Source organism: Okeanomitos corallinicola TIOX110 (genome assembly GCF_038050375.1).
Lineage (GTDB): Bacteria > Cyanobacteriota > Cyanobacteriia > Cyanobacteriales > Nostocaceae > Okeanomitos > Okeanomitos corallinicola.
On the sequence record NZ_CP150886.1, the window covers coordinates 3,214,366 to 3,228,189 of the forward strand.

Annotated in this window: 12 protein-coding genes; 7 read left to right on the forward strand and 5 right to left on the reverse strand. The window is 38.2% G+C overall.

Annotated features, from left to right (window positions below):
• Positions 1–41: 41 nt before the first annotated feature.
• The 3 genes from WJM97_RS14020 to WJM97_RS14030 form a co-directional block, all read right to left on the reverse strand.
• Positions 42–1,118 carry a DUF1350 family protein gene (locus WJM97_RS14020; RefSeq protein ID WP_353929415.1) on the reverse strand — a complete coding sequence of 359 codons (1,077 nt, stop codon included), beginning with the start codon at positions 1,116–1,118 and terminating at the stop codon, positions 42–44.
• A 165-nt stretch (positions 1,119–1,283) separates the two neighbouring features.
• On the reverse strand, positions 1,284–2,036 hold the full coding sequence (locus tag WJM97_RS14025) for a hypothetical protein (protein WP_353929416.1): 753 nt from the start codon (positions 2,034–2,036) through the stop codon (positions 1,284–1,286).
• 134 nt (positions 2,037–2,170) lie between these two features.
• Positions 2,171–3,937 (reverse strand): alkaline phosphatase, encoded by a 1,767-nt coding sequence (locus WJM97_RS14030; protein ID WP_353929417.1) that lies wholly within the window; start codon positions 3,935–3,937, stop codon positions 2,171–2,173.
• A 68-nt stretch (positions 3,938–4,005) separates the two neighbouring features.
• On the opposite strand from WJM97_RS14030, the gene psb28 reads away from it, so the two are divergent.
• The 3 genes from psb28 to WJM97_RS14045 all read left to right on the forward strand — a co-directional run bounded on the left by psb28 (position 4,006) and on the right by WJM97_RS14045 (position 5,632).
• Positions 4,006–4,341, forward strand: coding sequence for a photosystem II reaction center protein Psb28 (gene psb28 / locus WJM97_RS14035; protein WP_353929418.1), 336 nt, complete (start codon positions 4,006–4,008; stop codon positions 4,339–4,341).
• 201 nt (positions 4,342–4,542) lie between these two features.
• Positions 4,543–5,112, forward strand: coding sequence for a Uma2 family endonuclease (locus WJM97_RS14040; protein WP_353929419.1), 570 nt, complete (start codon positions 4,543–4,545; stop codon positions 5,110–5,112).
• Between the two features lie 7 nt (positions 5,113–5,119).
• Positions 5,120–5,632 (forward strand): MogA/MoaB family molybdenum cofactor biosynthesis protein, encoded by a 513-nt coding sequence (locus WJM97_RS14045; RefSeq protein ID WP_353929420.1) that lies wholly within the window; start codon positions 5,120–5,122, stop codon positions 5,630–5,632.
• A 73-nt stretch (positions 5,633–5,705) separates the two neighbouring features.
• Here WJM97_RS14045 and mraY read toward each other — a convergent pair whose 3' ends face one another.
• Both mraY and WJM97_RS14055 read right to left on the reverse strand, forming a co-directional pair.
• Positions 5,706–6,809: a phospho-N-acetylmuramoyl-pentapeptide-transferase gene (gene mraY, locus WJM97_RS14050; protein ID WP_353929421.1), complete on the reverse strand. Its 1,104-nt coding sequence runs from the start codon at positions 6,807–6,809 to the stop codon at positions 5,706–5,708.
• Between the two features lie 81 nt (positions 6,810–6,890).
• Positions 6,891–7,127, reverse strand: a complete 237-nt coding sequence (locus WJM97_RS14055; RefSeq protein ID WP_353933173.1) for a DUF3134 domain-containing protein — start codon at positions 7,125–7,127, stop codon at positions 6,891–6,893.
• 244 nt (positions 7,128–7,371) lie between these two features.
• Between WJM97_RS14055 and WJM97_RS14060 the strand changes: the two genes are divergently transcribed.
• The 4 genes from WJM97_RS14060 to WJM97_RS14075 all read left to right on the forward strand — a co-directional run bounded on the left by WJM97_RS14060 (position 7,372) and on the right by WJM97_RS14075 (position 13,624).
• Positions 7,372–7,956, forward strand: a complete 585-nt coding sequence (locus WJM97_RS14060; protein ID WP_353929422.1) for a PAP/fibrillin family protein — start codon at positions 7,372–7,374, stop codon at positions 7,954–7,956.
• A gap of 373 nt (positions 7,957–8,329) precedes the next feature.
• Complete coding sequence (locus WJM97_RS14065) at positions 8,330–9,802, forward strand: TldD/PmbA family protein (RefSeq protein WP_353929423.1); 1,473 nt, start codon at positions 8,330–8,332, stop codon at positions 9,800–9,802.
• 123 nt (positions 9,803–9,925) lie between these two features.
• Positions 9,926–11,269: a TldD/PmbA family protein gene (locus tag WJM97_RS14070; RefSeq protein WP_353929424.1), complete on the forward strand. Its 1,344-nt coding sequence runs from the start codon at positions 9,926–9,928 to the stop codon at positions 11,267–11,269.
• Positions 11,270–11,992: 723 nt separating this feature from the next.
• Positions 11,993–13,624: a DUF4114 domain-containing protein gene (locus WJM97_RS14075; protein ID WP_353929425.1), complete on the forward strand. Its 1,632-nt coding sequence runs from the start codon at positions 11,993–11,995 to the stop codon at positions 13,622–13,624.
• The last annotated feature ends 200 nt before the right edge of the window (positions 13,625–13,824 follow it).

A 13,824-nucleotide genomic window follows, 5' to 3' on the forward strand; every position in this document is an offset into this window, starting at 1 on the left:
ATGCCAGTTGTGTAACTCCTGATTACGAATCCTGTTATTTACTATTTTTGAATATTAGCCTGTTTATCTTCTAAACGGTCAAATAATTCACTTACAGGAGTTTCAAACTCTGTATTTCGTTTGTGTATGGACTCAATAGTGGGAATTGGAAAATTGATAGCAAAATTTCCCAATCGAATACCCAAAGGTCTTAAATGTCCACCTTTTAAATCTTCGTTAAAACCTTCAGGTGGTTTTTTAAACTTATTTTCCAACCACTGAACACTTGATAGAGCAAGTTTATCTGTTTTGAATGAAGTTAACCCCATAATATTAAATAGATCACCTTTTTTGATTAAGGCATAGGTTTCTTTTGGAGTTGGTTTGACATTAAAACCTAAGCCAATAATTATACTTGCTAAAGGTTGAGGGATAGCACTATCAAGACCTGTATTGACAGGAGCTAATAGTAAAGAGGGTTGATTTTTAATAAAGATGCTGCTAATTTTAATGCTGTCTTGCAATTGGTTAAAATTTTCTTCTCCACTGATGTAATATTGAATTAATTTTTTAGCCTCTTGACGCTTTATTTCTAGATTATTAATCAGAATTAAAAGGTCTGTCAAGATACTTTCAACTTTGCTTCTAATTTTTATTTCCGACTCTGTTGTATTTGCTGATCTAACTATACAATCAATAAAATGCCTCAGTTTTTCAATATTATGACAATAATCAGGATCACTAGGTTTACCAATTTCAGGTAAGGCACTAAATCCTTCCAAAAGGGCAATATATTTACAGCCAATACTATGACCTAGCCAAGAAAAGTTTTGGTCATCAAGATAGGTTTTATAGTCATAGCCAGCAAATATTGATCTTCTAACAAGCTCTGGCATTATTTCATATTGTTCTCTGATTAAAAAGCCAGCCTCGGCATAATGGTCAAAGGTAAAATTGAATGGCAAAATAACAATTGTATAACCATCATTAAATAAACGCTGAAGTAGAGAACGGTAGAAAAGCATTGGCCAAAATGTGCCAAAGAAAGCTCCACCAACAAATTGAATTACTCCTTCAGGTTTTGGATGTAGAGCTACCCAGCTATGAGAAATAGGTTTAAATTTCATTTTTGATTTCATGGTTTTTCTGGTTTGCTAATAAGATGTAGCAACTTGCAAATATAAATCTATAAACCTGCAATCATCGTTGATTGCAGGTTGCTACATTTACCTGATAAACATTTGTTAGAGGCTATTCTAAATTGTTAAGACGCTCAAACATTGGGAATTTTTAACTAACTAATCTCATGCTTGTTTGACATCGAATTTTTCTAACAGTATGTTTAGCATTTGACGCTGTTCATCAGGATTAAGTTTGCTTATTTGTTGAGAAAACTGATCGCTGCTGATGCTACTAAGCAAGCTAGGTTCTTTCTCAATTGCATCAAATATTTCCTGTCGCGGTATCAGAGTAAGTGAACTTATAGAATTAGAATTAATGTCAGTCTCTAAAGTTACTTCAGAGCCACCATTTGCTAGGGGCAAGCTGTAGGAAAGCTGGTCGAAATCACCGACGGCTGGCGCATTAATATTACCTTGAGGTAAGAATGTGCCTCGCTGCTGTGCAGAAATTAACAAAGTTCTCATGCTATTATCGCTAGGAATTCTAGAAGCTGAAGGAATTGATAGCCTGACATAGCCACGAATTTCAGTGCTTCTGCTGGCAACAACTCTACCATTTCGAACATCTGGTAAAAATAGGAATAAACCTGTATCCAAGGCCGGAAGTTTAAATCTGTAGGTTCGCAAACATGGGAAGTCTACTATTGGTACTAGTTCATTGTTGGTACCATCAACATCCCAAAATGCAGCAAATGTGCTGGAATTGAAGAAAGGTGTTAAAGCTGTGAAAGACAACTGTATTTCTAAATTACTAAAAGTGGGATTAGCAATTGTCAAAAAATAACCTTGAATAACTGTACGATTTGGTGGCGCTGGACTGTCAATTATAGGTTTAACTAAAAGCTCGTAAGTTGAAAGATTAACAGTTTGAGCCATGATTTTTCTCAGTTTCATGTACATTCAAATCATACCTATCTTCTCAACTCAAGAATTCAGTTAAATTCAGGACTTCAAAAATTCAGGTAAATTCAGGTAAATTCAGGTAAATTCAGATATAGAATTAGTATTACTCATTTCACCGCAGCTAATTGAGTTTGATAAATGTGAATTTGATCTACTAAACCATCAATTCCCGGAATATCAAAACCATAAAGTTTAAAACCTTTACCTACAGATTTAGTTAATACTTCCGCACCTTGACCTTGATAATAAACAGGAACTGGACGATTTGTATGACTTCCCCAACCATATTTAATTTCAGCATCAGAACCCCAAAAATGTCCCGCTTTCTGAGGATCAAATTCAGCAGTTAAAGCTTCTGCACCTTGTGATTTTAAAAGTTCTGAAAAATCAGGATTTAATGTTAAATAATGATCATGATCTGCGGTGACAATTAATAAGTTATTTTCCCAACCACCGTTATTTTCAATCCAATTAATTACAGTTTTTACAGCTTTGTCAAAATCCAAAACCGTACCAATCAAATTATCTAAATTATCATCATGTGCAGACCAATCAATATCACCACCTTCTACCATTAACCAAAATCCATCTTGATCTTTTGATAAAACATCTAAAGCAGCAGATGTTAAATCTTTAAGGGTGGGATTTTCATTGATTTCTCTCGCAATAAATGATGGGTCTGTTTCTCCATTTAATAAAGGACGAATTTTGTCAGGTTTTTGACCTTGGGAACTAAATAAAGAAAAGATACTTAAACCTGTGTTGCTATAATCTCCATTAGCTGTACTCACAGGTAAATTGCCTTCTTGTCCCCTAGCACCGTATAATCCTAATAAGCGATCGCCTTGATTTGGATCTAATTTACTCGCAGTTTCTTTTAATTGATCTGCTGCGTCTTTTCCCCTCTCTAAAAATGTGTAATCATAGCGGTTTTGATTGGGATTATTTTTTAATTCGTTGTAAGTTGATTGGGTAATATATTGAAACTTGGTCGCTGGTTCTACACCCATCGGTAAAGATTGATTATTCGCACCAGTTAAAGGATGTCCACCACCTAAAATTACTGTCGGTTGATATATGCGAAGTTCTTGCTGTAAAATATTATCTAAACTTGGGTAGTCACCATCATATTTTTGACGACGATTGACATTTGCAGCAGCAGCACCAGGTGTAGCATGATCAATCGGTACAGAGGTAACAATACCTGTAGATTTTCCTGCATCCGCAGCAGTTTTGAGAATGGTTTCTAGTGGTTTTTCAAATATATCTACGGAAATTGCATTGTTATAGGTTTTAACTCCTGTGTACAAAGTTGTCGCTGTACTTGCGGAGTCAGGATAACTATGTTTAATATATTCTGGGTCATTTCCAGGAGTCCAAGGATTAATTCCTCCCCGTTGGGGATCATAACCGACTAAATTACCAACAGCGTTGGGTTGGGGATTTTTTGCACCACCACTAGCATTAATTCCGGGATTAAATTCTGGTTGGAAACGGAAACCTGGTAACATGGGACTACCACCAGTGATGGAAATACTGTTAGTCAACGCAGAGTTACTGGTTTTGAAAACTCCATTACCGGGAGCAATTGTCGTACCGTAGGTTGTAGCTAAAGCGTAGTTTTCCAGGTTTTGAAAGCTGAGTCCTTCGCCTTTACCCGTAGTGTAATTATATCCCTTGGCGATCGCTCCAGCACGTGCCATTTCCCAGCCCATACCGTCCCCAATCATCAGAATGACATTTTTAGGTTTAGTTGCGGTTGCAGCTGTGACATCATGCAAATTGAGGATGTTAACTAACAAAATTGACAACATCGCTAGTGCGGTAAATAACCAGCGATTTAAACGCAACTGAGAAATAGATCGAACTACCATCGTTAAATGCCTGCTATATGATGAGAGAATATTAAACTAAAGATCACAAAACTTAAAATACATTAATCATGGCAAAAATCCAGTTTTCTAGAGGCGTGGACGAAACAGTAGTTCCAGATGTAAAGTTGACAAGATCACGTAGTGGTGACCAAGGTACAGCAACATTTACTTTTACCAATCCCAAAGCCTTCAGTGAAGATAGCACAGAAGAAATTACTGGGATGTATATGATTGACGAAGAAGGTGAAATTGTTACCCGCGAAGTCAAGGGTAAATTTGTAAATGGGAAACCAGAGATTGTCGAAGCACTTCACCTGATGAAAAGCGTTGAAGAGTGGGATCGTTTTATGCGTTTTATGAATCGGTACGCTGAAGAAAACGGTCTGGGATTAAGTAAATCCTAAGTAGTCATTAGTCACTGGTCATTAGTCATTGGTACAGAAGTGCTTAATTTTGACTTTTGACTGGTTACTGAGCTTGTCATTCGCGTAGCGTGGCGTTAGCCATAGATTGACTTTTGACTTGATAATTCCCCACCTCCCCATCACCCCATCAAGGGAGGTTGTTAAAATATTAAATATCAGCAGTTTATAGGAGTAATAGTCATGACAGTTACAACTGCTAAAAAAATGACTTTTGAGGAATTTATAGAATTTGATGACGGTACAGATAATTTATATGAATTGGAAAATGGAGAATTAATTGTTATGCCTTTTGAGAGTGAACTAAATCGGCGCATAGCTACTTTTTTATTAATATATTTCTCTAAATTAGGTATTCCCTATTACCGCTTGAGTATGAAAACAGAAATAGCTGTAAATAGTCGGATGGTGGGGGTGCGTGTTCCAGATTTAGTGATATTTTCTGAAGAATTAGCCCAAGTGATGACAGATGCTAAACGTTCTCTAATTTTAATGGATATGCCACCTCCTTTGTTAGTAGTTGAAGTGGTAAGTCCTAATCAAGAAAATCGAGATTATCGTTATAAGCGTTCTGAGTATGCAGCGCGGGGTATTGCTGAATATTGGATTATTGATCCCATGCAGAAAAAGGTAACTGTTTTGGAATGGGTGGAAGGTTTTTATGATGAGCAGGTTTTTACTGGTGATATGGTGATTGGTTCGCCTTTATTTTCTGATATTCAGTTAACTGTGAGTGCGGTTTTACAGGGATAATAGATATATGATCAAATCACACCCACATCCAGATTCAGAACAGATAATAGTAAACTGTAACTGTGCTATTGTCACTGTCAGCGATACTCGCACCTCAGAAACAGATAAAAGTGGAAAACTAATTCAGGAATTATTAGTAACTGCGAATCATCTGATTGCAGATTATCAAATTATTAAAGATGAACCAGCACAAATCCAAGCATATATAGAGAATTTAAATAAAAATCAAAATATAGATGTGATTATTTTTAATGGTGGGACAGGAATTGCACCCAGAGATACAACTTATGATGCGATCGCTCAGTTACTAGAAAAGACTTTACCAGGATTTGGGGAAATATTCAGGTTTCTTAGTTATCAAGAAATAGGTTCACGGGCGATCGCCTCTCGCGCTGTGGCTGGTACTTATAGAAATAAACTCATTTTTTCCCTACCTGGTTCTAGTAACGCCGTCCGTTTAGGAATGGAAAAACTCATACTACCAGAAATTGTTCATCTTGTTACTCAAATGCAAAAGTAATCAAAAACAAGATCCCCAACTTCATAGAAGAAATAGGGGATCTAAATTGCAATATTGCTAATTTGTTAAAGATTCAAAATCTCATGCTTGTCAAACAGATAGTAGCCAAAATAGCAGCAATGACATAAAACACAGCAACTACTTGTAATTCTGACCAGCCTGTTAATTCTAAATGATGATGTAAAGGTGCCATTTTAAATAACCGTTTTCCTTTGCCATCTGGCCCTTTGGTAGCTTTGTAATAACTAACCTGTGCCATTACAGACAGGGTTTCCACAAAGAAAATCCCACTGAGAATAAACAACGCCGCCAAGCTATTGGTTAAAAGTGCTACAGCAGCTAACGCACCACCTAAAGCCAGAGAACCGGTATCACCCATAAATACACGGGCTGGGTTACGGTTGTGGGCTAAAAATCCGATACAGCTACCACTCATAGCTGCACAGAAAATCATTAAAGCTGGTGAAGTAGGTGCTATTAAGACCCCTAAAGCAAAAATAGCGATCGCTACAGTACCCCCAGCCAACCCATCAATCCCATCTGTTAAATTAGTAGCATTACTCTCTGCCACTAGCACAAAACCAGCCAAAGGCCAGAACAGCAAACCTAGAGGTAAAGAAAACCCCACCCAAGGCAAGGCTATATTTGTTATACTAAAGTCTCTATTCAAAACCATCCATACACAAAAACCAGCCGCAAAAAGAATCTGCAAAGCCAGTTTCATCTTAGGAGATATACCTTTATTTGATTTGCGGCGCAAAATTTGCCAATCATCGATCCAGCCAATTAAACCATAGCTGAGTGTTAAAACAGAAACAGCAACTACATCTTCAGCAAAATTAGACAAAATACAAGCAGCAGCTACACCTACAGGTATGAAGAAAATCCCACCCATAGTTGGAGTACCAGCTTTTCTCAGATGTGCTTGGGGTCCATCCTCCCGGATAATTTGTCCTGCTTTCAAGGCTTGCAACAAAGGTACAACCCAGTAACCAGCAACACCAGCACCCACCGCACATAATAAAAATGGCATAGTGAGCGAGGTCATATTCCAGGATGGCCTATATGCTATCCCATCTAAAATCAATGCAGCTGTAGTCAGCGACAAGGTTAACAAAGAGGCTAACCAAATACCAGAAATGTTCAATCCTTGATTAGGAGATAGTTTAGCGTCCACAGAAATTTATTCCTTCACTCCACACTAAAAAAAAACGACATCTGAGACCACTTATAAATTTTAGTCCCAATGTCTTCCATGCTAATCCTCATCTAAGCTGATATCATTATCATCATAGTCGGGATCAGTTACTCCATCTTCTCCCCCTAAAAAATCGGAAATTTCTGCTTCTGGTCGGGAAATATCTGATTCACTTGAGTTACGTGGTATTAGCCTTCCACTACCCTCTAGCCAATCCAAAATAGAAGAATTTGGCCTAGTGGGAATAATAGTAGCTCGTCTATTCCGGGGATACTCAATTAGGGGAGAATTTAACATATCAACGAAGACAGGAGTTGGTTTATGTAATTGAACATTTAAGAGTCTATCATTTGATACGGGATATTTTAATTCATGATTCAACTCTTTGATGGATCAATCCGAATTAAACACAAAAATTTATTTAATAGTCAATAGCCCTATCCCTATCAATAAGGCATATTCTAAATTAAATTGCCATGCAAATAAAACATAAATTTCTTGTTAACTCTGATTTCGTAGTCCAATTTTGAGGTAGAAAGCAATGGTAGCAAAAACTGCTCTCTTAGATACAATTGCAGGTACAAATAGGGGTTTACTAGCAACCGCAACTCAAAAAAAGGCTATCCTAGCCGCGATCGCCAATTTAGAAGACTTTAACCCAACACCGCGCCCTTTAGAAGCAACTCACTTACTAAACGGCGACTGGCGACTACTTTACACTACCAGCAAGGCTTTGTTGAACCTAGATCGCTTCCCTTTCTGTCAACTTGGTCAAATTTACCAATCTATTAGAGTGGAAACTAACAGTGTTTATAACATTGCTGAAATTTATGGAATACCCTCTTTAGAAGGATTAGTTAGCGTAGCCGCCAAATTTGAACCAGTCTCCGAACGTCGAGTTCAGGTCAAGTTCAAACGGTTCGTTGTTGGCCTGCAAAAGTTAATTGATTATCAATCACCTGCAACGTTTATCCAACAAATCGAATCAGGAAAGAAGTTTACAGCTTTTGACTCTGTAATTAACAATGAGCAACAGCAAGGATGGCTGGACATTACCTACATAGATCATGATCTACGTATTGGCAGAGGTAACGAAGGGAGTGTGTTTGTTCTCAGCAAGGCATAAAAAAATCTTTGCCAGAAGTATTTGCGAACGAACATATTCTATTCTAGATACTTTGTCAAGTAGGTTATGATACTTTTTGAGGTAGTAGGTAATTAGTAATTGTAGCGAATCAACGATCTGCCTGTGCGCTTTGTGGTAATGGCTATTTTCATCGGTTAACCGCCCTCACATCGGAGAACTAACCCGACATGAAAATCTTGAGGTGAGTTTTTTGATTAGGAAAAATTATCTGCTCAACCAGTCAAATTGGTAACAATGAGGGTAGCAGTTAAAGCCTTTAAGCCGTTGTTTAAGCTGCTAGTTCAGCAAAAAAATTGCTAGAGTGAACACACCAGGATATTTTCCGTCACAACCCCAGCAGAAGAGATTATTCATGCTTACAAATACCTTACTTCTTTCTAATCAACTTCCCAGTCTACAGTATTCATCCACAACAGAAAGCTTTGACAACACATGGGAAGCACCTCTAGCGACCCTCTTGGGACTAGGAAGGGCTGCCGGGGCTGATTTTGTCGAATTCTTTTTAGAACGTCGTAACTACATTAGCTGTTTAGCCGAAGACGACATTATCAGCAGTATCTCCCCCAGTTTAGCCACTGGTGCAGGAGTGAGAGTATTTCGTGGTCAAGCCGACTGTTACGTTAGCACCAACGACCTCACATTTGCAGGTTTGAAAGCAGCATTAGAAAAAGGTCTCTCCATCATGGGGTTACAACTACCCGGACCTACAGCTTTCATTCCCGAAATTAACCTAGAACTTTTGAGAGACTACGCCACTAAACGCGGCAAAGATGGCTGGCTACCTCTGTGTAGTTCCATTCGGGAAATGGGCGAAATTCTCCTTGATGGTACAGCCCAACTTCAGAAAAAAGCCACTCACCTTCAATCTCGCCGCGCTTCCTATTTTCGTGACTGGCAAGAAGTCTTAGTTGCTGGCAGTGATGGCACATTTGCCCGTGATATTCGCCTGACTCAGTCCGTTGGTTTTAACATCCTCTGTGCCGATGGTACTAACCGTACCTCCATCGGTGAACGTGCAGGTAATACCAGTGACCCCAACTTCTTAAAAACCTGGGATTATCAACAAAGTGCTGAACAAATTGCCGAATCTGCCGGTAAAATGCTCTATGCAGATTATGTAGAATCTGGTACATATCCCATTATCATGGCCAATCATTTTGGTGGGGTAATTTTCCATGAAGCCTGTGGACACCTTTTAGAAACCACCCAAATTGAACGCAAAACCACACCATTTGCTGATAAAAAAGGTGAAAAAATTGCCCATGAAAGTTTAACAGCTTGGGATGAAGGCAGGGCTGATAATGCTTTTGGGACAATTGATATGGATGATGAAGGAATGCCCGCCCAAAGAACATTATTAATTGAGAAAGGTGTTCTCAAAAACTTCCTGGCTGATAGAACTGGTTCAGCCCGGACTGGACATCCCAGAACAGGCAGCGGCCGCCGCCAAGATTACAAATTTGCAGCTGCAAGCCGGATGAGAAATACCTATATTGCTGCTGGAGAATATAGTAACGAAGATTTATTTGCCTCCATTGATAAAGGCATTTACTGTAAAAAAATGGGTGGTGGTAGTGTTGGTGCTACAGGTCAATTTAACTTTAGTGTAGATGAGGCTTATTTAATCGAAAATGGCAAAATTACTAAACCATTAAAAGGTGCAACACTCATCGGTGAAGCTAAAGAAATCATGAACAAAATTTCTATGTGTTCTCAAGATTTAGAACTAGCACCTGGTTTTTGTGGTTCTGTGAGTGGCAGCATTTACACCACAGTTGGACAACCTCACATCAAAGTTGATTCCATCACCGTTGGCGGAAGATAAAAGTAAAATTTTTGGTTGGGTTGTGCTGTTGCCTAACCCAACTAACTAGAAAATTAAAGTTTGACTAAAGTTTGACTTTTCTTTTTTGCACGCAACTATAATCTGACAATCCCCAATTTAATCATGCCCACTATCGAAGAAATCGCTAATTACGCCCAAGAAAATGCCAAAAAATTAGGCATTCAAAAATTCGACATTTACGGCTCAACTGTAGACGACACTAGCGCTCAAGTTGACCAAGGTGAACCCAAACAGGTCAAGGCTTCGAATCGTTCTGGTGTGACAGTTAGGGTTTGGAATGAAGAAAATACCATGGGTGTCACCAGCACCACAGATGTAGATCCCAAAGGATTAGAATTAGCTTTAAAAACAGCTTACGAAGCTAGTTTTTTTGGGGTCAAAGAAAATGTTCCTGATTTTAGTCCAGAAGCAACTACACCCATTGAATATCCTAATAAACTCAAAGCACCGCAAGCACCTGTTGCTGAATTAATTGAAAAGTTGATATTAGCAGAAAAAGAACTTTTAGCAATTCATCCTGCTATTATAGGTGTGCCTTACAATGGTTTAGCACAGAGAGATATTGATCGTTTTTATCTCAATAGTGATGGTGCGATTAGAAAGGAATCCCATTCTTTAGCTTCGGTTTATTTATACAGTAAAACTGAAGAAGAAGGGAAAAAACCACGCAGTGCAGGAGCTTATCGAGTTAAGGAAAGTTTGGCAGATTTAGATATTGCTGGTTGCATCAAAGAAACCGCAGATAAAACTATCAGCCATCTTAATTATGAAAAGATTAAAACTGGTAAATACAAGGTGGTTTTTTCTGCTGAAGCTTTCTTGAGTTTATTGGGGGCATTTTCCAATTTGTTTAATGCTCAAAATATTCTTGATAATCAAAGTTTATCCAAAGCTGATGATATTGGTAAAGAAATTGCTTCACCTTTACTTTCAGTTTATGATGATGCTTTACACCCGGCTAATATAGGTGCAGAAAGTTTTGATGGTGAAGGTACTCCCACCCGTCAGGTGAAGTTAATTGAAAATGGTGTTCTCAGCAGTTTTTTACATAGTGCAGGAACTGCCAAACGGTTAAATTCTCAACCTACAGGTAATGCCAGTATTGGTGCAAAGGTAAGCGTTGGGCCTAATTTTTATCATGTTTTTGCAGCAGGTAAACCTGAACAAGAGTTAAGTTTAGAAACTGCGGAAAATGTGATTTTAATTGATGATTTACACGCTCTCCATGCAGGGGTTAAATCTTTACAAGGTTCTTTTTCTTTGCCTTTTGATGGTTGGTTAATTAACAAAGGTGAGAAAACCAGTATTGAGTCAGCAACGGTAGCTGGTGATTTTCTGGAAGTCTTGAAATCTATTGTTTATGTAGAGAAAGAAGCTGAGTTAACACCAGGGGGAGTTTGTCCCAGAATTTGGGTCAGTGAACTTTCTATTACTGGGGAACAATAATAATAATATAAGCGGGCGTATTGCCCGCACTCACTTATTCTCTCTGGGTACTTTGTTGTTAGAATATATTCTACATTTAGGCAATTCTAGTTTATACACTTTATCTCTATACTTTACTTGTATAAAAATATGAGTTAAATTATTTACCAGTTATTTAATACCCTAGAGGAGACATCAAAGAGAGTTTTAACGAGGGTGCAGAGGAAGTTACTTAGGGCTTGCTGAATAAATCTCAAAACATTACAGGTAAACGATTTTAGCGATTTTGACTTTCAAAAAATGCAAGCTTTGATGAGGTGAGAACTGAAAAACCTTGCATTTAATTCCTGCTTCAAGGAAAAATAGTTCCCATCCAACTCTTGAAACTGTCACCTGTCACCTGTCACCTGTCACCTGTCTCCACGACAAGACTTTATCAGCAAACCCTACTTATAGCTATGGTGAAAATGGTGAAGTAACTGTTACTAATGCCAATGGTGCAACTACGCAATTCTTCCTGAATGATCGTGGTCAGATCGGTCAGTTGGTGTAGATGATGGTTTCTTACCTCCTAATACTGATGGTGATGGTGAGGGTTTTGTCCGTTACACTATTCAACCCCAAGACAACCTTACTACTGGTACTCGTTTAGATGCTCAAGCGGAGATTGTTTTTGATACCAATGAAGCAATTAATACTCCTGCCATCTTTAACACCATAGATATTAGTGATCCTACCAGTGCGGTGACAGCTTTAGCAGCTAATGTTTCCCAATTATTCACCGTCTCTTGGAGTGGTACAGATGTTGGTAGTGGTGTTGCTTCCTATGATGTCTATGTTTCTGTAGATGGTGGAGACTTCACTCTCTGGCAAGATGATATCACTGCTACATCTGCAACTTATACAGGTGAACTGAATAAAACCTATGGTTTCTATACTGTAGCTACGGATAATGTGGGTAATATGGAAGCAGTTCCCACGGTTGCAGATGCGACGACAACGGTAACTACATTAGAGAATTTAGCACCAACCATTGATGATCAAACCTTTACTATTGCAGAAAATAGCTTAGAGGAAACAGAAGTAGGGACAATTGCAGCTACTGATCCAGAAAATCAAGCTTTAACTTTTGCTATTGTTGCGGGTAATTTGGATTTAGATAATGATGGTCATTTAGCTTTTGCAATTGATTCTTCAAGTGGGGTAATTACTGTTAATGACAGTGATGATTTAGATTTTGAAAATACTCCTAGTTTTAACTTGCAGGTTTCCGCTACAGATCCAGGTGATGAAAGCGATACTGCTAATGTCACCATTAACTTAACTGATGTTAGTGAAGTATCTTCTACTCAGTTTAATGTTTCCCAAAGCCAAAATGGTTTCTTTGCTTTGGAAGGAAATTCTGCTGCTAATCTCAAATTTACTTTGGTGAATAGTGAAACTGAAAATGTGAATGAAGTTGGTTTCTTTGTCGTTGATGAAAATGGAAATGTTGATGGTAATGCTCCTGGTTCGGATGGTTATCTCAGAGCAGCTTTAGAAAGATCACAAATCATTTTCTCAACTATTTCTAACCGTCCTAATGGTTTTGAATTAGCAGATATTCAACGGATTATCGAAGTTAATGGTGGTTCTCGGTTAGCTTTCTATTTGATATCTAATGGAACTACTGACACTGCATTAACTCAATTAAGATCAACAGGTAATACAGATTTATCTGTGTTCTTATCTAATTCGACTAATCTGCAAGTCTCTAATTTCAGTGCAGAAGGATTAAATTTGAATTGGTCAGATCAAGCAGGTGCTAGTAGTTTCCAAAACCTGGGATTAAGAGTAGAGATTACTGAAGAAAGTTCTGCACTTTACACCAATTTACAGGCTACCACTCAACAGGAATTAATTGATTTAACTGATCTTGTTGCTCCGGTTAATGTGAGTGCAACAGTACACCGAGAAGCTGCTTTTGATAATTTAATTGGTTTCTATGTGGTTGCTGATGCAAATGGTGGTATTGATACCTCTGGTGATGATATTGCGGACATCAATCCTGGTGATGCTGGATATACACAAGCTGCTTTAGCAAACCGGGTAACTGGGTTAGATTTACTCCGCACTGGTAATCAACAAAGTAGCACTTTTGATGGTAGTTTTGCAGGTGGTAATATCTTAGCTCCATTTATGGTTGTAGATGGAACTTTTGAGGAAGCTGTGAATAATAATGCAGAAGTCTATTTCTCGTTCTTGAGTGCAAATAGTGATGGTGTTGATCATATTCGCTTACTTGGTGATCATACCTTTGGTTTTGAAGATTTAGCTGGTGGTGGTGATCAGGACTTTAATGATGTGATTGTTAGTCTGAATTTCGCTGCTATCTAATCATGAGAGTTTGATATTTAGTTTTTTGTTTCTCCCCTTTTCTGGAAGGGGGGATTTTTTTTGAGTTGATGAGTTTGTCCCACGCAAAAACGCAAAGTTTGATTAGTCGTTTGGGTTAAGCGATAGCGAAAAGCAACCCACAACTACTCAATGAAATTTACCTAGTGAAATTACATAGAACAAGCTTTGTAATACGGAAT